Origin of the sequence: Alteromonas sp. B31-7 (assembly GCF_015767655.1) — a bacterium.
Taxonomy (GTDB): domain Bacteria; phylum Pseudomonadota; class Gammaproteobacteria; order Enterobacterales; family Alteromonadaceae; genus Alteromonas; species Alteromonas australica.
Genome location: NZ_CP065233.1, coordinates 3,198,980 through 3,218,647, shown reverse-complemented (window position 1 = coordinate 3,218,647; position 19,668 = coordinate 3,198,980). Strand labels below are relative to the sequence as shown.

The window sequence follows — 19,668 nt, the reverse complement described above, 5'->3', positions numbered from 1 at the left end:
ATGAAAGCACAATGGGAGCAATTGAGCCCGAACATGAAGCGGGGCCTATCGGTTGCAGGTATTGCTGGTGGTCTCATCCTTATGGTGATGGTGTTTTCACCTAATCCTGACGATGGCGCGAACAGTCGGAACCGGCAGGAAACGATCCGGCACATTCTTACGGATACCAATACTCGTGATGTTGGGGTCGATAGTTTGGCTGCGAACGTAAAACTACTCAGTGAGCGCAATGAACAGTTACGTCGTGAAGTTGAGCGCTTGCGTCGTGACGTCGATTCAGGGCGGCTAAGCCCAGGTTCGCCTTCTATACCAAGTGAGGTCAATGCGGAGCTGGCCCGCCTTAGAGCGGAACTTGATGATGTTCGCGCTGGAGGTGATGCAGCAGTTGAAGGCACAAATAGCCGCTTTGAAGTGCCTTTATCTGCCATGGAATTACCCAAAGACGAAAAGCCTCTGCCGTCTAACCCAGACGACTATTTTGCCAATGCGCCGCTGCCAGATCCGCTCTATCGGCAGCCAGCCAATGGCCAAGGTACACGAGCACGAGATGTTCCATTGCCGCCAATCACGATTCGTATGATTGAGCCTGAAGTGGTTGCTGAACCAGAGGTTGTTGTGCAAGAAGCGCCGCCTTTGTATCTACCGGCGGGCAGCATCATCTCAGGTACTTTGATCACCGGTTTGGATGCACCGACTCACGAGTCCGCAAGACGAGAGCCTTTTCCTGCATTGCTGAGGATTCAAAAGGAAGCCATTTTACCCAACCGATTTAGAGCGGATATCAAAGAGTGTTTCTTGATCGCCGCAGGTTACGGTGATTTGAGCTCTGAGCGTGCTTATTTGCGAGGCGAGACCATTTCATGTGTGAGAGAAGATGGTGGCGTCATTGAAACGCGACTGGATTCTTATGCCGTGGGTGAAGACGGCAAAGCCGGTATTCGTGGCCGATTAGTGTCGAAACAAGGCCAGCTGGTGGCCAAATCGATGATGGCCGGATTCCTTCAGGGCTTGGCAGGCGCATTTGATGTGAATCCTGTTCCGACGATTCAGACGGGTAATGCCGGTGATACTCAGCTGTACCAGCAAGTCATGAGCCAAGAAGCATTACAAGGCGCTGCGATTAAAGGCACAGGTAAAGCATTGGATAGAGTGGCCAAGTTCTATTTGGACATGGCTGAAAATATGTTCCCAGTCATAGAGGTAGACGCTGCAAGGAAAATTGAAGTCATAGTCACTCGTGGTGCCTCGTTGTCGTTGGCCACTTCTCAAGGGGGGTGCAAGAAGATGAAAAAATCCTGCATGTTGCTAACCGATCGAAGTCCGTTTCAGACAATAAGATGTGTATCCAGAGGAGAGTTAACCATGACGACATCAATGCAGAACAACCCAAAGCACCAGTCAAAACAGTGGTCTAAAGCTGGATTACTTTTATTGGCAGTCGGCTCAACCTTATTGTCTGGCTGTAGTTCATTGGGTCTTGGGAGTAGTGAATATGGATGCCCAGGTATGCCTGACGGTGTGCGCTGTTTATCTGCTCGTGAAGTCTATGAGCTTACCAGTTATGGCGCTGCACCCAAGACGATTGATGCTGTGGCGACTCGAATTGGTTCTCCCTCTGGGTATTCACAATCTGATTTAGAGACAGGACTGCTGAGCCATCCAGCATTACCCGAGACGCAGCAATCTGCACCTATTCGCATTCCTTCAAGGGTAATGCGGATTTGGATTGCGCCTTGGGAGGATGACCGTGGAGATCTGAATTTATCCAGCTACGTGTTTACCGAAATTGAACCGCGCCGGTGGGATATTGGGGTGTCAGCACCTCGAACGGTTTCGCCAGTGCTACGTCCACTTCAGACTCAAAGCGATTCAGCCTCAGCGGGAGCTGATGGTAAGCGCGATAACTTGAGTATCTACGGAGAAACTAACGAATGACAAATGCAGTTCGCAGCATTCAGACTCAGCGCCTAATGACCATTGGTGCGCTTGGTTTAATGGCGTTAATGATTTCGGAGCCCTCATTTGCAGGCACCGGTGGTGATGCTTTCACCGATGTGTGGGATACCCTAAAAGATTGGACCCAAGGTACTTTGGGACGGATCGTAGCGGGAGCCATGGTTCTGGTGGGTATTGTGGGCGGTATCGCTCGCCAAAGCTTGATGGCCTTTGCCTTGGGCATTGGTGGCGGTATGGGTCTCTACAACACACCAACAGTCGTTGAAAGTGTCATGTCTGCAACTTTACCTGTTGTTGCTAGCACTCAAGAAGTCATTGGCACAACAATTCCAGCAATCAGCGCCGTTTTACTGGGCACCTTATAACAATAAAAAACGCCCAAGCGGCCAGATTTCTGACGGCTTGGGCGTCATCCCACCCCGTCCCCGATTACCATGACGGCGTTTCAGTTAATAGGTTTCCCATTCACTTAGCTTGATTACAAGCAGCGGCCATGAATACCGAAAAGAATGCTAGCGCCGCCACTGCAAAAGGCAGTTAGCGGGGCTTTTCTTGAGGGAGCACATTCAAACAGGCTACTAGCCTGATATTTTGAGATTTAGGCGCTCGTTTCTTTTGAGTTAGAGTTACACACTACCAAACAGCTGGATGAATATCAGGAATGATGGCGCTTCATTTGTTGTGTTCATGAGGTTAAAAATAATACGCTTGACCTTCCCATCATGGTAAGCCCTAGACTGTTTAATATCTGAACCAACAATGAGAAATACATCATGAGCATTCATAAAAACCAGCTCTCCAGCAATGCTGAAGCCCGGGTTAGCTTACCTATTGAGGGTATGACCTGTGCAAGTTGTGTAGGACGAGTTGAAGCAGCTTTAAACAAAGTTGAAGGCGTCGTAAACGCAAGTGTCAATCTTGCGACTGAGCTGGCGGATATTCATCTTAAAGCTCCTGTTGATCGACTGAAGTTAATCGAAGCAATTGAAAAGGTAGGATATGAAGTTCCTGTAACATCCGTTGAACTTTCAGTGCAAGGTATGACATGTGCTTCGTGTGTTGGCCGTGTTGAAAAGGCACTCTTAGCGGTTGATGGTGTAAAGGCGGCAACGGTTAACCTTGCAACTGAAGGGCAACTATTCGCGGAGTGGCTGGCATAGACGATCTCATATCTGCTATTCAAAAAGTTGGCTATGAAGCCCGTGTCATCGATACCCAAAATCAGGTCAGTAATGAGTCTGAAGTAAGAAAGGACGCAGAGAAGGCTTTATTAAAGAAAGATTTAGTTATTGCAACAGCACTGGCTCTGCCGGTATTTGTTCTCGAAATGGGATCTCACATGATTCCAAGAATGCAACACTGGGTGATGAATACCATTGGGATCCAGGAAAGCTGGTACGTCCAGTTTGTATTGACATTGTTAGTCTTAGTGGTTCCAGGTCGTCGATTCTACATGAAAGGCATTCCTGCTCTTACGCGGCTTGCTCCTGACATGAATTCACTGGTCTCTGTCGGGACTATTGCTGCTTTTGGTTATTCTGTGGTTGCTACGTTTGTACCATACCTTTTGCCTGAGGGTACCGTTAATGTGTACTACGAAGCTGCTGCAGTGATTGTCGCTCTCATTCTTTTGGGACGATTTATGGAGGCGAGAGCTAAGGGGAGAACGTCTGAGGCTATCAAACGCTTAGTAGGCTTGCAGGCTAAGGAGGCGCACGTGCTCCGTAATGGCGTAATGAATGATATTCCTGTCAAAGACGTTGTGCTTGGAGACATTATCGAAGTTCGCCCGGGAGAAAGGATTCCGGTCGATGGAGAGGTAAGTGAAGGTACCAGTTTTATAGATGAATCGATGATAACTGGTGAGCCTATACCAGTGGAAAAAATCGTTGGCAGTGGAGTTGTCGGAGGGACTGTGAACCAGAAAGGAGCACTGAGGTTGCGTGCTACTGCGGTTGGTGGTCAGACAATGCTGTCACAAATCATACGGATGGTAGAACAGGCCCAGGGGTCAAAGTTACCTATACAAGCTGTTGTGGACAGAGTGACATTGTGGTTTGTTCCAGCTGTGATGTTGGCAGCACTTTTTACATTCCTGATTTGGTTAGTATTTGGTCCATCACCAGCCCTGTCTTTCGCATTGGTTAATGCTGTGGCAGTGCTAATCATTGCATGTCCATGTGCAATGGGACTCGCGACACCGACATCTATCATGGTTGGTACAGGTCGTGGTGCAGAAATGGGAATTTTATTCCGCAAGGGAGAAGCCCTACAGTTACTCAAAGATGCCAAAGTTGTTGCTGTAGACAAAACCGGAACTCTGACTGAAGGTCGTCCAGTCATGACAGATCTGGAACTAGCTCAGGGTTTTGAACGTAATGAGGTATTAGCAAAAGTTGCCGCAGTTGAATCACGTTCTGAGCACCCTATTGCTCGCGCTATTGTTGAGTCGGCAGAAGGAGACGGCATTTTACTGCCAGAGCTTACTGAGTTTGATTCAATCACTGGTATGGGAGTACGAGCGACTGTTGAAGGGAGCCTTGTAGAAGTAGGCGCTGATCGATTTATGCGTGAGTTAGCATTGGAGGTAACGTATTTTTCCCGGATTTCTGAACGCCTCGGGAATGAGGGGAAATCACCTCTCTATGTTGCTATAGATGGTCGGTTGGCTGCAATTATTGCTGTAGCTGACCCTATTAAATCAAGTACTCCAGTAGCTATAAAGGCATTACATCAGCTTGGTCTCAAGGTCGCCATGATTACCGGTGACAATGCGAATACAGCTCAGGCTATTGCTAAACAATTAGATATTGATGAAGTGGTTGCGGAAGTGTTACCTGAAGGCAAAGTTGAAGCGGTGCGTCGACTGCAAGAAAATTACGGTAAAGTTGCTTTTGTCGGCGATGGGATAAACGATGCCCCGGCACTTGCAGTTGCAGATATTGGACTTGCAATTGGTACAGGAACAGATATAGCCGTGGAGTCAGCTGATGTTGTCTTAATGTCAGGAAACTTGCAGGGAGTTCCTAATGCTATTGGATTGTCTAAGGCAACAATCGGTAACATCAGACAAAATCTCTTTTGGGCATTTGCTTACAATGCAGCATTGATTCCAGTGGCTGCAGGACTGCTATACCCAGCTTATGGAATACTGCTCTCTCCAATTTTTGCAGCAGGGGCGATGGCGCTATCAAGCGTGTTCGTTCTGGGAAACTCATTGCGTCTGCGTCGGTTCCAGCCTCCTTTGGTTGAGGACGCTGAGCATTAACGCTGAGCATTAACAAGGTGGGCTTATGAATATCGGAGAAGCATCGCGTAAATCAGGAATATCCACCAAGATGATTCGTTATTACGAGCAAATTGGATTAATCCCTGCCTCCGAGCGTACGGAGTCAGGTTATCGTAAGTATGCTCTCAATGATGTTCATAGATTGGTTTTTATTCGTAGTGCCCGAGATCTCGGGTTCTCTCTGGAAGATATAGAAGGCTTGCTTACGTTATGGAATGACAAATCTCGCCAGAGCATTGATGTTAAACGCCTGGCTCAGGAGAACATTGCTGACTTAGAACGACGTATGGAAAGTACACGTCAAATGACTGAGAAACTACGAGTTTTAATCCGGAGTTGTGCTGGGGATGAGCGGTCAGAATGTCCTATTCTTAGGACATTAACCAATGCTTCGGGCAAAGCCCGCACCGTAAACCGAGGAGGAGCGGTACAGCGCCGCTCTGGAGATAAGCTGAGCGGCAAAATGTAGTACTTTAAATTGGCCCATAATGGTGTAAGACTACGCAGTTTTAACACCATCACATTTTTTTCATTTTAAACAAGCGCGTGGCATCACTAATGCCCCCCTAAATGGTTGGTTGGTGCGGTTAAGGAAAGATCGCTATCACTTTCATCAGCTGTCAATTTTTGGACTATGCAACATTTATCTATGCTGCGGTCAGCGCTACAAAAAGCATTCAGCTCCTTACGTTGCTCTTCTAACGCTACTAATTCTTTGATTCGATGCTGAATGTGAATTAGGTGGGCGTTGATGATTGCATCTATCGGGCCACATTCTTTACCCTGATTATTGATTGCTAACAGCAAAGCGCGAATTTCCTCATGGGTCATATCGAGAGAACGGCAGCGGCGGATGAATAGTAGTTTTTCAAGACGGGTTTTGTCGTAGTGACGATAATTATTTCCTATGTCTCGTAAAGGTGCCTGCAGTGGACCTTCTTTCTAGTAGTAACGAATCGTTTCTACCGGACAGCCTGCTTTACGCGCCAACTCACCAATTTTCATATATCCCTCGTTTGAACTTGACTCTGTAGTTAGATTAGGGTCTTCAGTAGTCAGTATAGTAAACATATTGGGCAAGTGGTCCCGCAAAAAAGTAAAACTCTAGTAGGAAGGAAGCTGCTAGTTGTATTTAAAAATTAAGCTTGGTTGTGGGAGGCAAGATTCAGAAATCAGGCGAATTGAACAAGGCGAATGGTCATTTGTATGTTCATAATGATTGCAACCATTCGCATGTTGAAAAAGACCTAAATCATGATAAGCCTACTTACAAAGGTTGTGGCCATGACCATGACCAGAAATCGCATGATCAAGATGATCATGGCCTTAGTGGAGACTGTTGCGCGGCTGCGCCTACAAAGATTAAATAATCTGGGGGGGGCGAACTGAAATCCGCATTATGCAAATGGATTGTCCTGTAGAGGAAAAACTGATTAAAAAGAAATAAGGGGATGTATATGGCAGTTATGGGCCTTAATTCTAGACAGTGGCCAGAAGCTGCGATGATTATGGTGCTCTTTACTATTGCTGAACTCATTGAAGCAAAATCACTCGATAGAGCTCGAAATGCAATCGGATCTCTAATGAATTTGACTCTCAAAACTGCAATGGTCCAACTATCAGTATGAACGATGACACCTTGAGGCTGCCCTCGCCAGAACAGCGCCATGGTCAGCACATCGCATATGATGATGATTTGGTTAAAGCAATGGTTCAATGGGTAGATAATTTTTTGAACACTAGATGATCAGTGGAGTCAGATGAATTAAGTCGGCATTTATTTTTGAACTTTAAGAATTATTTATTATTAAACCATGTGGGAAATCTAAACGATCAAGATTTTAATATCATACAAAAAATCTATCGACTTCTCTTGACCTTCCGGTTAGGGGAAGGTTTAACCTGAAGTTAGGTGGGGGCTGGTGAGATTTTTGGGAACAGGTTAATGGTTACTTGGTTCAATGGATTAGGAAATTTCCTTCAATAAATGTTACCCGAAACTATGTTACTTAAAGCTAACTACAGTATTAGTAAAAATCATTTGGGAGGTGAAGATGAACATTGGTGATGCAGCCCGCTTATCGGGAGTTTCGGCGAAAATGATTCGTTACTATGAGGAGGTTGGGCTAATACCATCAGTCTCCAGAACAGAGGCTGGTTATCGGATCTACAAAGATGCCGATGTTTATAAGTTACATTTTATACGTCGATGTCGAGATCTCGGTTTTTCTCTGTCACAGGCAGGAGAGTTACTTTCTCTTTGGGGAAATCATTCGCGTCAGAGTGCAGATGTTAAAAGTATAGTTGAATCTCATATTAATGATTTAACCTTAAAAATTGAAGAATTTCAACGTATGGCATCAATTCTTACCACACTCTCTGCTTGCTGCGCGGGAAATGAAAAACCCGACTGCCCAATACTGAAGGCTCTCTACCTCGCGGATACTTCCCATCTGCAGGACATAGAAAGCTGCCCTTAAACTTTCGACTCCCTTCAATGTTATTAGGTGATCGCCATGGGTGGGAATACGCAGTTTAGCTCGAAAGCTAGACCTTTGTCGTCAGGATGAGGTCGCATGCGGCCTGATTTTTAATTTATTAAAATTCATATGATTAAAGTCAACTTTATTTAATCAGTGCTAACAAGTAAGTTTGTGAGTGATTGGAAGCTGCTGTGGTCAAAAGTCGAAAAGAAAAAAGTACCGAAGCGAACTCCAAGTGTTTATTGGGTTTGTATAAGTCTCGGAAAATTAGTGGGTTGGTTTGATTCAAAAAGGACGGGACGAGTCGGCAGGGAGCGGTTATGGGAAGGATAGTTTTACCACAAACCATCCTTGAAGGTTACCTGTTAGCCAAGTCTCTTGATCAATGAGATGTGATCAAGAGACAGGCACCTTGGTCAGGGCGCACTCGATTCGGACGATGCAGCTCGTGCAGGTCATGCCCTCGATGGGCAGGCTGATCGCTGCTACGGTGGCACGACCAGCACTTGTTAATGGCATGCTCAAGGTGTCTTCTCAAAATTGAAATTAGACATACAGGGTACTTGAGGGTTACTATGTTGTAAGGTTAAGCCCTATTTTGAGCGCTGCTGGTTTGGACGATTTCGCTGCGCATAGACGCGGCGCGCCTTGGCTCGCAGGCTGTCTCCTGATCTTTGTCGGCGAGTGCGATCAAATTATCGCAGCCTCGTTAATTCTGAACGGCATGAGTAGCTGTTCGAGAGTTGGAATTTTTGAGAAATGACTTTACGCAAACAAGTTAACGCGCCCCGCGGTGCAAGCGACGATCTGGCTTCTTTGTCACAGAATGACGTTACGATCCTGGCCGAGACCTTCCGCCTACTGGGCGACCCGTCTCGGTTGAGAATAATGCTGTGCTGCATGAAGGGTTCCTCCTCGGTTGGGGACATCGCGGAATCCCTCGAGCTTTCGCAGTCGCTGGTCAGTCACCACCTGCGGCTGCTGCGTGGAGCCCGCCTTGTGAAGGGGGTGCGCCAGGCCAAGCAAATTTTCTATGAGGTGGACGACAAGCATGTGAACCAAGTGCTGCTGGACATGTCCACTCACATCGTCGAAGAGCACAACGACGATTAGCCGCGGGCGAAGCGCTCGTTGCGATGCGGATTGCGATCTATTACAAGCTGGGGCCGTATGACCGCCCGCGGCTACACTCAATGAGATGAATGCGGGTCCAATTCTGATCAATCAGAAGTTCAGCGCGCTTATCGACCGCAAGTGAGGCCTTATTGAATGCCATCGCGATGACCGCCTCAGCCACAAGTTCGCTGATCTGCGGGCCGACTACATGTACGCCGAGGATTTCGTCTGTCGTAGGATTTGCGATCACCTTGACGAGACCCGCTGTCTCGCTCAATGCACGCGCGCGACCGTTAGCCATGAACGGAAATGTACAGCTACGATATGCTGCGCCCGCGTATTTGAGCTGCTGCTCGGTGCGACCTACCCAGGCGATTTCCGGGCTGGTGTAGATGACGTTGGGGATCGTGTTGAAATCGACATGACCGCGATGGCCTGCAATGCGCTCGACCACAGCGACACCTTCTGCGCTCGACCACAGCGACACCTTCTTCCTCTGCCATGTGCGCTAGCATCAGGCCGCGCACCACATCGGCGATGGCCCAGATACTGGGCACGCTGGTGCGCCATTCGCCGTTCACCACGACGGCTCCGCGCCCATCCAGTTCAAGGCCGACGGCGGCCCGAGTCATAAACGCCAGACCGTTTAAGAACTGCACCTTGTTTTTTCGGAACAGATAGAGTTTGCCTTCGTTGCTCGACTTCACGACCTGATTCTTGCGCTCCAGCATCACAGCCACGTCCATGCGTAGCTCGCCCGTGGACATGATGCCGAGCGCGCCGAAGTGGTGCTTGGCTTGGTCTAAGTTTTTGGACGACTGCAGCAGCGCCTTTGACGGGATGCACCCGATGTTGTTGCATGTACCGTCTTGGGTAGGCTTGCCTTCCTTGGTTTTCCAGGCATCGACGCAGGCGACATTCATGCCTAACTGCTCGGCGCGAATCGCTGCGATGTCGCCACCAGGCCCGGCGCCAATGACGATGACGATGACGATGACGTCGAAGTTCGTGTCCATGATTGAAATCTCCTAGATGTTTTCAGGCGCTTTCCTGCGTGGTGCTCGCGCTGCGGTTTTGGCCAGCCAGCGCCCCGTCCGATCTGGCTCACGACCATCCGAACCTTCCGGCGGGTCATCCTCTATCTGCGTCAGCACTTGGATCTGGGCCAACATCATCACGACCTGATTGTGGACGACCTGCACAGGGTGTGGCCAAGAGGATAGGCGTACTAAATAGCCGCATCGCCGCCACTCATCTTTCGCAGTCCTTAGTATGGTTTGCTAAAAATACATTGCATAAACATATGTTCATGTATTATATTTTACGTACAGTCAACCACCTAATTTCTGCGCGAGGCCCTGATGTCCCAATCGCACGATGAACATGGTCACGACCATGACCACACTCCAAAAGTGACCGGCGCTAACGAACGCAAGGTCTTGCTGTCCTTCTTCCTGATCTTCGGCTTCATGATCGTGGAGGCTGTCGGCGGCGTGCTGTCGGGCTCGCTGGCCCTTCTGGCCGATGCGGGCCACATGCTGACCGATGCAGCAGCGCTGGCTCTGGCATACGCGGCATTCCGGTTCGGGCGCCGACCAGCTGACAGCAAGCGCACCTTTGGCTACCTTCGGTTCGAGGTCATCGCCGGCTTCCTGAACGCTGTGACGCTCTTTGTGATCGTGGCATGGATCGCCTATGAAGCATGGGAGCGACTGCAAGCTCCGCCCGCCATCCTTGCCGGCCCGATGATGATCGTCGCCGTGCTTGGATTGTTGGTAAACGTTCTGGTGTTGTGGATCATGACCCGCGGAGAGACCGATCACGTCAACGTGAAGGGGGCCATCCTGCACGTGATGGGCGACCTGCTGGGCTCGGTCGGTGCCATCGTCGCTGCAGTGGTCATCTATCTCATTGGTTGGACGCCAATTGACCCCATCCTGTCGGTGCTGGTGGCAGCCCTGATCCTGCGCAGCGCCTGGAAGCTCCTGGCGAAATCGATCCACATTTTGCTCGAAGGTGCGCCCGAGGACGCTTCTCCGGAGCAGGTGGAACAAGGCCTGATGGGCGCGGTGCCTGGCTTGGCGGCCGTCAGTCATGTGCATGTATGGCAGCTTACCTCTGGTCGCACGATGGCCACGCTGCACGTTCGCCCTAGTGTGGCTGAGGAAGCGCGCACCGTGGTCAAGTGCGTAGAGGTGGTGCTTCGAGAGCAATTTGGCATCGAGCACGTGACGGTCGGGATCGAATGGAACTCTCCTGGTGAAAAGAACCTTTGCAGCTTGCAGCCGACAGGTGGGCCGCAAGGGCACACCCCACATGAGCATGACACTAGCCACAGCCATGAAAAGGGTCATAAGCACGACCATTCCGTCCCGGGTCATCAACACTGATGCTGCAGCCAGCGTAGTGCTGGCAGCTCAGGGACAAGAAATCCATGACTTCTCGAAAACACGCCAATGGCGACAATGCTCAGAATTGCGCCACCAATGCTCAGCGTTCGGCCCCAGAGCTCTTGGCGCTCTCTCATAGTGACGTCGCTGTTCTCGCTGAGACTTTTCTCCTGTTAGGAGATCAATCGCGCCTGAAGATCCTGCTACAGTGCATGCGCGGATCAGTCGCGGTGGGCGACATCGCAGAAACGCTCGATCTATCCCAATTCTTGGTCAGTCATCATCTGCGGCTCCTGCGTGGAGCTCGACTTGTGCGTGGATAACGTCAGGCGAAACATATCTTCTACGGCATCGCGGATGAGCACATCAGTCAAGTGTTTCAGGACATGGTCTGTCACTTCTCTGAGGAATGATTGCGAATTGCGTCGAACGCAAAGATGCCTACTTTTTGCTGGGCATTTTCGCGATTGCGCAAGAGAGGTGCCAGCCCGTCAGCAACTGTAATGCGCCATCCCAGTCCTGAGTAAGCGCGACTTCGCCCATGCGTGATGTTTGGGTGACGGTTGTATGAATCTGACCGCACTCAATCCCCTGGGCCTCATCAGCCGACGCCAGCTTTCACTCCCCCCCATCGTGAGCGTAGAAATTAACCATGCTAACTTCATGAATTAAATAATTGAACATATCTTCATATGTGTGCTAAAATTCAATCTGCATTTTGAAAATGTGTCGAAACTGTAAGCACGTGCGCCGCACGCCGCACGCCACAACCACAGACGATCGTAAACAGAAGGACAACAGCCTTCTTTTTTAATGATTAACACATGGATGTATGTTCATGTGTTTGTTATATTTAAGCAGTATGTGCGGCGTGCGGCGAACCTAACTTGCAAAGTGTTCAGAGAACTTGGAGGTAGATATGACAAGGGAAATAACGGAGTACCAGGACAAGGCTAGGGAGCAGCTGAGCTTCCGTGTGGAGGGCATGGATTGCGCGAGCTGCGTCGGCAAAATCGAGAAGGCCCTTTCCCGAATGGATGGGCTGACGGACGTGCAAGTCAATTTTTCTAGTGAAACGCTGACGTTGACTCGCAATCTGAAAAGCCGCTTCACTGCTCGCGATGTAGCTAAGAAAATCAAAACTTTGGGGTTCGGTGTGGAAGAACTGCCAGTGTCGTCGCTCTCGATTGCGGCCGTATCGCGCCAATCGGTCCATGCACATGACCACAGCGAAGATCACAAGGATGGTCACGCTTGCGGCGGTGATCATGGGCACGGCCACACGCAAAAGACAAACGGCGGGCATGAACACGGCTCCTGCAGTGGACATGATCACACCTCACACGCTCGCCGCGAGCCCCCTGGTAACCCACCCAACGTTTCGATGCACGTGGAAGGCATGGACTGCGCGAGCTGCGTTGGCAAGATTGAAACGGCTCTTGCTCGCATGGCGGGCGTATCAGATGCCCGCATCAACTTCACGGCAGAAACGCTTGAGCTGACGCTCGCGTCTGGAAGTCCTACACATATTGGCGACATCGAGAAGACCATCAAAAGCCTGGGTTTCGGCGTCTCCGACGTGCGCCGCCTTGATGGATCCTCGCCTGCCGCGCCTGCCCGCGTGCCCTCAGCTATCACTCAACGCTGGTGGCAGACGAAGAAGGGTAAGCATGTGCAGGGCCTAGCAGCTCTCATGGGCTCGGCCTATGCAGTTGCTCAATTTATCCCCGGCTATGCCGAATGGATCTTCGCCGCTGCCGTGATCGCTGGCGTACTCCCGTTCGCGCGCAAAGCCTTCGCGCTGGCCATATCTGGCTCCCCGTTCTCCATCGAAACACTGATGGTTGTCGCCTCGCTGGGCGCGCTCGTGATTGGCGAGGCCGAGGAGGCCGCTGCTGTGGTGTTCCTGTTCGCGGTCGGCGAGCTGCTTGAAAGTGTGGCCGCTGGCCGCGCCCGCGCCGGCATTAAAGCGCTGGCTTCTCTGGTGCCTAAAACTGCTGTCTTGCTCGACGCCAATGGTGGGCAGCGCGAAGTGCCCGCTGCCTCCCTGAGCGTGAACGACCGGGTTTTGGTGCGCCCGGGTGATCGAGTGCCCGCTGACGGCAAGATCTTCCGCGGCGAAAGCAGTCTCGATGAATCTCCGATCACAGGGGAGTCCGTGCCGCGTCAAAAGGCCGGTGGCGATGACGTATTTGCCGGCTCGATCAACGTCGACGGTGTGCTTGAAGTTCTGGTTGAGAAGGCTGCATCGGACAACACCATCTCGCGCATCATCCAGCTCGTCGAGCAAGCTCAATCCTCCAAGGCGCCGACGGCACGCTTCATCGAAAAGTTCAGCCGTTACTACACCCCGGCCGTGATGGCCATCGCGGCGCTGATCGTCGTGGTTCCCCCGCTTACCATGGGTGGTGATTGGGGCACTTGGCTGTACCGTGGTCTTGCTTTGCTGCTAATCGCGTGCCCGTGCGCCTTGGTTTTGTCAACGCCGGCGGCCATTGCCTCGGGACTGGCTGTTGCTACTCGCCGAGGTTTGCTGATTAAAGGTGGCAACGCCTTGGAAACCATTGGTCGCGTTCGCACAGTCGCCTTCGATAAGACTGGCACGCTGACAGAGGGCAAGCCGCGCATCACTGAAGTCGTGCCTTTCGGGCAATCCAAGCAGCAACAGGTACTGGCGCTCGCCGCCGCCGTCGAGTCTGGATCGAATCACCCGTTGGCGAAGGCAATCGTTGCCCACGCCAAGAGCCTCGATGTGGAGGTTCCACAAGCCACCGAAGCATTCGCTATCCCGGGCAAGGCAGTTCGCGCTACCGTGAACGGCAGCAAGCTAGCCGTGGGATCGCCCGTCCATGCAGGGCAGATGGCCACGCTGACCCTCGCGCACCAGCAGGAAATCGCCAAGCTGGAAGATGGTGGCAAGACGGTGGTGGTTCTGTTCGACGAAGCAAGCAAGAATGTCATGGGCCTGTTGGCCTTGCGTGACGAACCTCGCCGTGACGCCCGCGAAGGCGTGGCCCAGCTCAAGGCGATGGGTGTGCGCTCGGTCATGCTCACCGGTGACAATCGGAGAACTGCGCAGGCCATCGCCGGCAAGCTGGATATCGAGTGGGAGAGTGAGTTGCTTCCGCAAGACAAGTTGCGCCTGGTCAACGACTTGAAGCGCGACGCGAAGGTGGCGATGGTCGGCGACGGCATCAACGACGCGCCGGCCTTGGCGACCGCCGATGTAGGGATCGCCATGGGCGGCGGCACCGACGTGGCCCTAGAGACCGCAGACGCTGCTCTGCTCAAGAGCCGCGTCACGGACGTTGCGCACCTGGTGGCGCTGTCCCGCGCGACGATGGCCAACATCCACCAGAACGTAGTGTTCGCCATTGGCCTCAAGGGCCTGTTCCTAGTCACCAGTGTGCTGGGTATCACTGGCCTTTGGGTTGCTGTGCTGGCCGACACCGGTGCCACCGCTTTGGTCACGCTCAATGCGCTGCGCCTACTCCGCTTTAAGGGTGCCCAAGAGCCAGCCGATGGCCAGAACGGAGGTCATCAAAGCTCTGTGTCCGTACAGGATGCCCATTGAGGTATTGCAGAGGGCTTGAACTGCCGTTGTTGCGGCGCCAAGCCCTTCCATATCTTCATCTGTAAATCGATCTCCGAAAACATCGATGTTAGGCGATAAACGAATGCCTTTAGAACAACGAGTTTAAATAGATGGGATGATCGGACGTGGATAATGGGCTCAGATGCGTCCCTTTCGGCCGTAACTGCATCTCATGCGTTCACCGGGAGGCCGGAAGGTTCCAGAGCTTGTAGTCCAGTCCCATGCTCGTCATGGTCATCGAAAAAGGCTTGACCTTGACGTGGTTGTAAGGGCTAGCCTTTAGAAACATATGCGAACCGCTTCGGATGGACCGAAGCCCCGTAATAAAAAAGGTAACTTCCATGCATAAAAAAATCAGGATCATTTTGGTAGCTAGCGTCATCGCGGCCGTCGGGGGGATAGCGGTGGCTGCCCGAGATGGCAAGGATGAAAGTAAACCAGCAGCACCACCAGCTGGCGCACCGATGGCACCGCAGGTGCCTGTGGCTGAGGCCATCACGCGCACAATCACGCCGTCAACTGAGTTCACCGGCTTTTTGGCCGCACCGAAGGTGGTCGAGTTGCGCTCGCGTGTGGGGGGGCCGTCGACGCGGTGAGCGTGCCCGAGGGAAGTCTGGTACGCAAGGGGCAATTGTTGTTCCAGATTGACCCACGGCCTTTCCAAGTCGCGCTCGACACCGCCACGGCGCAGTTGCGGCAGGCTGAGGTGCTGTCCAGTCAGGCTCAGGCCGACTTTGATCGTGCCGAGCGGCTTGTTGCCACTGGCGCCCTGTCTCGGAAGACCTATGACGATGCAGTCTCCGCACGCAATGCGCGTCAGGCGCAGGTACAGGCGGCAAAGGCCACAGTCGCAGCGGCGCAGCTCGACCTGTCCTACGCGCGGGTATCGGCACCAATTGCCGGGCGCGTGGACCGAGTGCTGGTGACCGAGGGCAACCTGGTCAGCGGCGGCGGTGCAGGAGCAGCCACGCTACTTACCACGATCGTGTCCATCGATCCTGTGCACGTCTATTTCGACATCGATGAGGCAACCTACGTCAATGTGGTGAGCCGCTCGAGACCTGGTTCAGGGACTCATGCTTCGTTGCCCGTTCAAGTAGGCTTGAGCACTGACAGAAACTTTCCGTACAAGGGCGTGCTCGACTTCGTCGGCAATGCGATTGATAGAAGTACCGGCACGATCCGCGCTCGCGCGGTCGTCCCCAACCCTGATGGACGGCTGACGCCTGGGCTGTTTGCGAGGGCCAAGCTCTCCACCGCAAGCTCTCGGCAGGCCGTCCTCATCGACGACCAAGCGGTTGGCACCGATCAAGGCCGAAACTATGTTCTGGTCGTGGGTGAAAACAACCAAGCTCAGTATCGTCCGATTGAGCTGGGTCCCGTAGTCGACGGTCTGCGCGTTATAAACGGTGGCCTGCAGGGTGGCGAAAAAATCATAATCAAAGGCCTCGTACGACCTGGTATGACTGTCACGCCGCGCATGGTGCCCATGCAGGGGCCGGCAGCACCGGCCGCCGGCGCTCCCGACGCGACTAAGACTGCGGCTAGTGCCCCGGCAGTCCCTGCGGAGTCTGCCAAGGCCGCTGGGGCGGCTGGGGCCGATCAGGTCAAGGCTGACAGCGCAGCTGGCTCAGCGGAGGCTCGCAAATGAATTTCCCCCGTTTCTTCATCAACCGCCCTATCTTCGCAATCGTCCTTTCGGTGCTGATGCTGATCGCGGGCGCGATCAGCTACTTCCAGTTGCCACTGAGCGAGTACCCTCAGGTTACCCCCCCAACGGTACAGGTCACGGCGAGCTATCCCGGCGCCAATCCGCAAGTGATTGCCGACACCGTGGCATCGCCGCTAGAGCAAGCCATCAACGGCGTGGAAGGCATGATGTACATGCAGTCCCAGATGTCCACGGACGGAAAGATGGTGCTCACCATCTCTTTCGAGCAACACATCAACGCCGATATCGCGCAAATCCAGGTGCAGAACCGGGTGTCGCGTGCGCTACCCCGGTTGCCACCCGAGGTCCAACGCATCGGCGTTGTGACTGAGAAGACCGCGCCCGACATCCTGATGGTTGTGAACATGCTATCGCCAGGGGATCGTTACGACCCGCTGTATGTGTCCAACTACGCGATGCTCAACGTCCGTGACGAACTGGCACGCCTGCCGGGCATCGCCAACGTGTTGCTTGGTGGTGAGGGTGAGTACGCGATGCGGGTCTGGCTCGACCCCGAAAAGGTTGCGTCTCGTGGCATGACCGCTAGCGATGTGGTCGCCGCCATTCGGGAGCAGAACGTGCAGGTTGCGGCCGGCTCTATCGGTCAGCAGCCTAACGCCTCGTCTGCCTTTCAGGTCACCGTCAACGCACTCGGGCGTCTCACCACCGAAGAGCAATTCGGCGATATCGTCATCAAGGCTGGCACCCACGGCCAGGTTACACGCTTGCGCGACGTGGCACGTGTGGAGTTAGGTGCGGAGAACTACACCATGCGCGCCCAACTTGATGGCGGCAACACGGTTGGCATTCAGATCCTGATGACGCCTGGCTCCAATGCACTAGATGTGTCTAGCGCGGTACGCGCGACGATGGATCGTCTACAAGCAAGCTTTCCAGAGGGCATCGAGTACAAGATCGCCTACGATCCTACGGTCTTCGTGCGGGCCTCGCTTCAGTCTGTAGCGGTCACGCTGCTAGAGGCGATTCTGCTGGTGGTGATCGTGGTGGTGCTGTTCCTGCAATCCTGGAGAGCGTCGATCATCCCGCTGATCGCCGTGCCGGTCTCGCTGGTCGGCACCTTCGCCGTAATGCACATGTTCGGCTTCTCGTTGAACACACTGTCATTGTTCGGCCTCGTACTCTCAATCGGCATTGTTGTGGACGACGCCATCGTCGTGGTAGAAAACGTGGAGCGCCACATGGCACTTGGCGAGTCGCCCAAGGACGCAGCGCTCAAAGCCATGGACGAGGTTACTGGCCCGATCCTGGCCATCACCTCGGTGCTGGCGGCGGTCTTCATTCCCTCGGCGTTCCTGTCTGGGCTGCAAGGCGAGTTCTATCGCCAGTTCGCGCTGACCATCGCGTTCTCGACCATCCTATCGGCGATCAATTCGCTCACACTTGCGCCCGCGCTGGCCGCCATCCTGCTCAAGCCGCATCATGGCGCGGCCCAGCCCGATCGAGTCACGCGCCTCATCGACGGCCTGTTTGGTGGCTTCTTCCGCCGCTTCAACCGCTTCTTTGACAGCGCCTCGAATGCTTATGTCGGAGGCGTGCGCCGCGCAGTTCGCGGAAGTGCTGTGGTGCTGCTGCTCTATGTCGGTTTCCTGGGGTTGACGTGGCTGGGCTTTCATAAGGTACCTGCCGGCTTTGTGCCCGCACAGGACAAGTATTACCTCGTGGGCATCGCCCAGCTTCCGACTGGTGCCTCGCTGGACCGCACCGACGCGGTTGTCAAGGAAATGAGCAAGATCGCGCTTGCCGAGCCTGGCGTCGAAAGCGTGATGGCATTCCCCGGCTTCTCCTTCAACGGCCCAGTGAATCAGCCCAACACCGCGCTGGTGTTCGCCATGCTCAAGCCCTTCAACGAACGAAAGGACCCGTCGTTGTCGGCGTTCGCCATTCAAGGCAGGCTCATGGGCAAATTCAGTCAAATACCGGACGGCTTCGTCGGGATTTTTCCTCCGCCACCGGTGCCTGGCCTGGGTTCAATGGGCGGCTTCAAGTTGCAGATCGAAGACCGTGCGGGCCTGGGGCCAGACGCACTTGCACAGGCCCAAGGTCAGATCATGGGCAAAGCCATGCAAGCGCCTGAGCTGGCCAACATGTTGGCCAGCTTCCAGGCCAATGCTCCACAGTTGCAGGTGGACATCGACCGCGTAAAGGCCAAGTCGCAAGGTGTGTCGCTGACCGAAGTTTTTGACACGCTGCAGATCAATCTGGGCTCGCTTTATGTCAATGACTTCAATCGATTTGGCCGAACTTACCGAGTGATGACGCAGGCCGATGCGAAGTTCCGTATGCAGGCTGAAGACATTGGCATGCTGAAGGTGCGGAACGCTTCGGGGGACATGATCCCGTTGAGCGCGATCGCGACGATCTCACGTAGCTCCGGTCCCGATCGAGTGATGCACTACAACGGGTTCCCATCAGCTGACATCAGCGGCGGACCAGCACCGGGCTATTCGTCTGGCCAGGCTACTGCCGCGATCGAGAAGATCGTGAGCGAATCGCTGCCGGACGGCATGACCTACGAATGGACTGACTTGACGTTCCAAGAAAAGCGGGTTGGCAACACCTCCATCTACATTTTTGCGTTGGCAGTGCTGTTGGCATTCTTGTTCCTGGCAGCTCAGTACAACAGTTGGTCGCTTCCATTCGCTGTTCTGTTGATCGCGCCCATGGCGTTGCTTTCGGCGATCGCCGGTGTTTGGCTTACGGGCGGCGACAACAATATCTTCACGCAAATTGGCTTCGTGGTGCTCGTAGGCCTGGCAGCCAAGAATGCAATTCTGATCGTGGAGTTTGCCCGTGCCAAGGAGAGTGAAGGTGTCGATCCGTTGGCGGCCGTGCTTGAAGCGGCGCGGCTGCGGCTGCGCCCGATTCTGATGACGTCACTGGCTTTTATCGCTGGCGTGATACCGCTGGTGCTCGCGAGTGGAGCGGGTGCCGAGATGCGTCACGCAATGGGTATCGCTGTGTTCGCCGGCATGTTGGGCGTGACGGCATTCGGTCTGGTGCTCACGCCGGTGTTCTACGTCGTAGTGCGCAAGCTGGCGTTGCGTCGTGAAGCCAGTCAAGCCCGCGTCGGTATGAGCGACAAGCATAACGGCCAGGAGGAATTTTGA

16 protein-coding genes and 3 pseudogenes are annotated in these 19,668 nt (G+C 53.3%); 15 read left to right on the top strand and 4 right to left on the bottom strand.

All coding sequences use genetic code 11. The features are described 5' to 3' along the window. From IUA53_RS13945 to cueR (IUA53_RS13925), 6 genes and pseudogenes are all read left to right on the top strand, one after another. A pseudogene (locus tag IUA53_RS13945) lies at positions 1-1,275 on the top strand (TraB/VirB10 family protein); the annotation flags it as partial. 9 nt (positions 1,276-1,284) lie between these two features. After that, positions 1,285-1,935, top strand: a complete 651-nt coding sequence (locus IUA53_RS20390; protein ID WP_011788477.1) for a TraV family lipoprotein — start codon at positions 1,285-1,287, stop codon at positions 1,933-1,935. Then, positions 1,932-2,321 (top strand): TraA family conjugative transfer protein, encoded by a 390-nt coding sequence (gene traA / locus IUA53_RS13935; protein ID WP_011788478.1) that lies wholly within the window; start codon positions 1,932-1,934, stop codon positions 2,319-2,321. Before IUA53_RS20390 ends, traA begins: the two co-directional genes overlap by 4 nt. A 408-nt stretch (positions 2,322-2,729) precedes the next feature. Beyond that, on the top strand, positions 2,730-3,116 hold the full coding sequence (locus IUA53_RS20505) for a heavy-metal-associated domain-containing protein (protein WP_442859006.1): 387 nt from the start codon (positions 2,730-2,732) through the stop codon (positions 3,114-3,116). Continuing rightward, a complete protein-coding gene (locus IUA53_RS13930) occupies positions 3,104-5,224 on the top strand; it encodes a copper-translocating P-type ATPase (protein ID WP_442859005.1) in 2,121 nt (706 codons plus the stop codon). Before IUA53_RS20505 ends, IUA53_RS13930 begins: the two co-directional genes overlap by 13 nt. Positions 5,225-5,249: 25 nt before the next feature. Then, positions 5,250-5,714 (top strand): Cu(I)-responsive transcriptional regulator, encoded by a 465-nt coding sequence (gene cueR / locus IUA53_RS13925; RefSeq protein ID WP_015066558.1) that lies wholly within the window; start codon positions 5,250-5,252, stop codon positions 5,712-5,714. 86 nt (positions 5,715-5,800) lie between these two features. Here cueR (IUA53_RS13925) and IUA53_RS13920 read toward each other — a convergent pair. Continuing rightward, a pseudogene (locus IUA53_RS13920) lies at positions 5,801-6,250 on the bottom strand (Cd(II)/Pb(II)-responsive transcriptional regulator). Between the two features lie 1,049 nt (positions 6,251-7,299). On the opposite strand from IUA53_RS13920, the gene cueR (IUA53_RS13915) reads away from it, so the two are divergent. From cueR (IUA53_RS13915) to IUA53_RS13905, 3 genes and pseudogenes are all read left to right on the top strand, one after another. Beyond that, positions 7,300-7,725: a Cu(I)-responsive transcriptional regulator gene (cueR, locus tag IUA53_RS13915; protein ID WP_011788488.1), complete on the top strand. Its 426-nt coding sequence runs from the start codon at positions 7,300-7,302 to the stop codon at positions 7,723-7,725. Positions 7,726-7,908: 183 nt separating this feature from the next. Continuing rightward, a pseudogene (locus IUA53_RS13910) lies at positions 7,909-8,117 on the top strand (IS4 family transposase); the annotation flags it as partial. 370 nt (positions 8,118-8,487) lie between these two features. Beyond that, a complete protein-coding gene (locus tag IUA53_RS13905; protein WP_011788489.1) occupies positions 8,488-8,841 on the top strand; it encodes an ArsR/SmtB family transcription factor in 354 nt (117 codons plus the stop codon). A 40-nt stretch (positions 8,842-8,881) separates the two neighbouring features. Here IUA53_RS13905 and IUA53_RS20305 read toward each other — a convergent pair whose 3' ends face one another. Beyond that, positions 8,882-9,220, bottom strand: coding sequence for a hypothetical protein (locus IUA53_RS20305; RefSeq protein ID WP_231401330.1), 339 nt, complete (start codon positions 9,218-9,220; stop codon positions 8,882-8,884). Further along, positions 9,162-9,860, bottom strand: coding sequence for an FAD-dependent oxidoreductase (locus tag IUA53_RS13900; protein ID WP_015066563.1), 699 nt, complete (start codon positions 9,858-9,860; stop codon positions 9,162-9,164). The genes IUA53_RS20305 and IUA53_RS13900 overlap by 59 nt, the downstream gene beginning before the upstream one ends. 345 nt (positions 9,861-10,205) lie before the next feature. Between IUA53_RS13900 and IUA53_RS13895 the strand changes: the two genes are divergently transcribed. After that, positions 10,206-11,234, top strand: a complete 1,029-nt coding sequence (locus tag IUA53_RS13895) for a cation diffusion facilitator family transporter (protein ID WP_011788490.1) — start codon at positions 10,206-10,208, stop codon at positions 11,232-11,234. A gap of 44 nt (positions 11,235-11,278) precedes the next feature. Then, on the top strand, positions 11,279-11,557 hold the full coding sequence (locus IUA53_RS13890) for an ArsR/SmtB family transcription factor (protein ID WP_011788491.1): 279 nt from the start codon (positions 11,279-11,281) through the stop codon (positions 11,555-11,557). Positions 11,558-11,628: 71 nt separating this feature from the next. Here IUA53_RS13890 and IUA53_RS13885 read toward each other — a convergent pair whose 3' ends face one another. Then, positions 11,629-11,817 (bottom strand): hypothetical protein, encoded by a 189-nt coding sequence (locus IUA53_RS13885; protein ID WP_148290650.1) that lies wholly within the window; start codon positions 11,815-11,817, stop codon positions 11,629-11,631. 336 nt (positions 11,818-12,153) lie between these two features. On the opposite strand from IUA53_RS13885, the gene IUA53_RS13880 reads away from it, so the two are divergent. The 4 genes from IUA53_RS13880 to IUA53_RS13870 all read left to right on the top strand — a co-directional run bounded on the left by IUA53_RS13880 (position 12,154) and on the right by IUA53_RS13870 (position 19,668). Continuing rightward, the gene (locus tag IUA53_RS13880; RefSeq protein WP_011788492.1) at positions 12,154-14,808 is read left to right on the top strand and encodes a heavy metal translocating P-type ATPase; all 2,655 of its coding nucleotides are present in this window, start codon (positions 12,154-12,156) and stop codon (positions 14,806-14,808) included. A 362-nt stretch (positions 14,809-15,170) separates the two neighbouring features. Then, entirely contained in the window at positions 15,171-15,425 is a 255-nt protein-coding gene (locus IUA53_RS20385) for a hypothetical protein (RefSeq protein WP_269464978.1), read from the top strand. Continuing rightward, positions 15,422-16,480, top strand: a complete 1,059-nt coding sequence (locus tag IUA53_RS13875) for an efflux RND transporter periplasmic adaptor subunit (RefSeq protein WP_316248249.1) — start codon at positions 15,422-15,424, stop codon at positions 16,478-16,480. Before IUA53_RS20385 ends, IUA53_RS13875 begins: the two co-directional genes overlap by 4 nt. Next, on the top strand, positions 16,477-19,668 hold the full coding sequence (locus tag IUA53_RS13870; RefSeq protein WP_071979589.1) for an efflux RND transporter permease subunit: 3,192 nt from the start codon (positions 16,477-16,479) through the stop codon (positions 19,666-19,668). The genes IUA53_RS13875 and IUA53_RS13870 overlap by 4 nt, the downstream gene beginning before the upstream one ends.

Excerpts from the sequence above, each read along its gene's own strand:
- IUA53_RS20390 (WP_011788477.1), top strand. The coding sequence starts at position 1,285 with ATGAAAAAATCCTGCATGTTGCTAACCGATCGAAGTCCGTTTCAGACA.
- traA (WP_011788478.1), top strand. The coding sequence starts at position 1,932 with ATGACAAATGCAGTTCGCAGCATTCAGACTCAGCGCCTAATGACCATT.
- IUA53_RS20505 (WP_442859006.1), top strand. The coding sequence starts at position 2,730 with ATGAGCATTCATAAAAACCAGCTCTCCAGCAATGCTGAAGCCCGGGTT.
- cueR (WP_015066558.1), top strand. The coding sequence starts at position 5,250 with ATGAATATCGGAGAAGCATCGCGTAAATCAGGAATATCCACCAAGATG.
- cueR (WP_011788488.1), top strand. The coding sequence starts at position 7,300 with ATGAACATTGGTGATGCAGCCCGCTTATCGGGAGTTTCGGCGAAAATG.
- IUA53_RS13905 (WP_011788489.1), top strand. The coding sequence starts at position 8,488 with ATGACTTTACGCAAACAAGTTAACGCGCCCCGCGGTGCAAGCGACGAT.
- IUA53_RS13900 (WP_015066563.1), bottom strand. The coding sequence starts at position 9,860 with ATGGACACGAACTTCGACGTCATCGTCATCGTCATCGTCATTGGCGCC.
- IUA53_RS13895 (WP_011788490.1), top strand. The coding sequence starts at position 10,206 with ATGTCCCAATCGCACGATGAACATGGTCACGACCATGACCACACTCCA.
- IUA53_RS13890 (WP_011788491.1), top strand. The coding sequence starts at position 11,279 with ATGACTTCTCGAAAACACGCCAATGGCGACAATGCTCAGAATTGCGCC.
- IUA53_RS13880 (WP_011788492.1), top strand. The coding sequence starts at position 12,154 with ATGACAAGGGAAATAACGGAGTACCAGGACAAGGCTAGGGAGCAGCTG.
- IUA53_RS20385 (WP_269464978.1), top strand. The coding sequence starts at position 15,171 with ATGCATAAAAAAATCAGGATCATTTTGGTAGCTAGCGTCATCGCGGCC.
- IUA53_RS13870 (WP_071979589.1), top strand. The coding sequence starts at position 16,477 with ATGAATTTCCCCCGTTTCTTCATCAACCGCCCTATCTTCGCAATCGTC.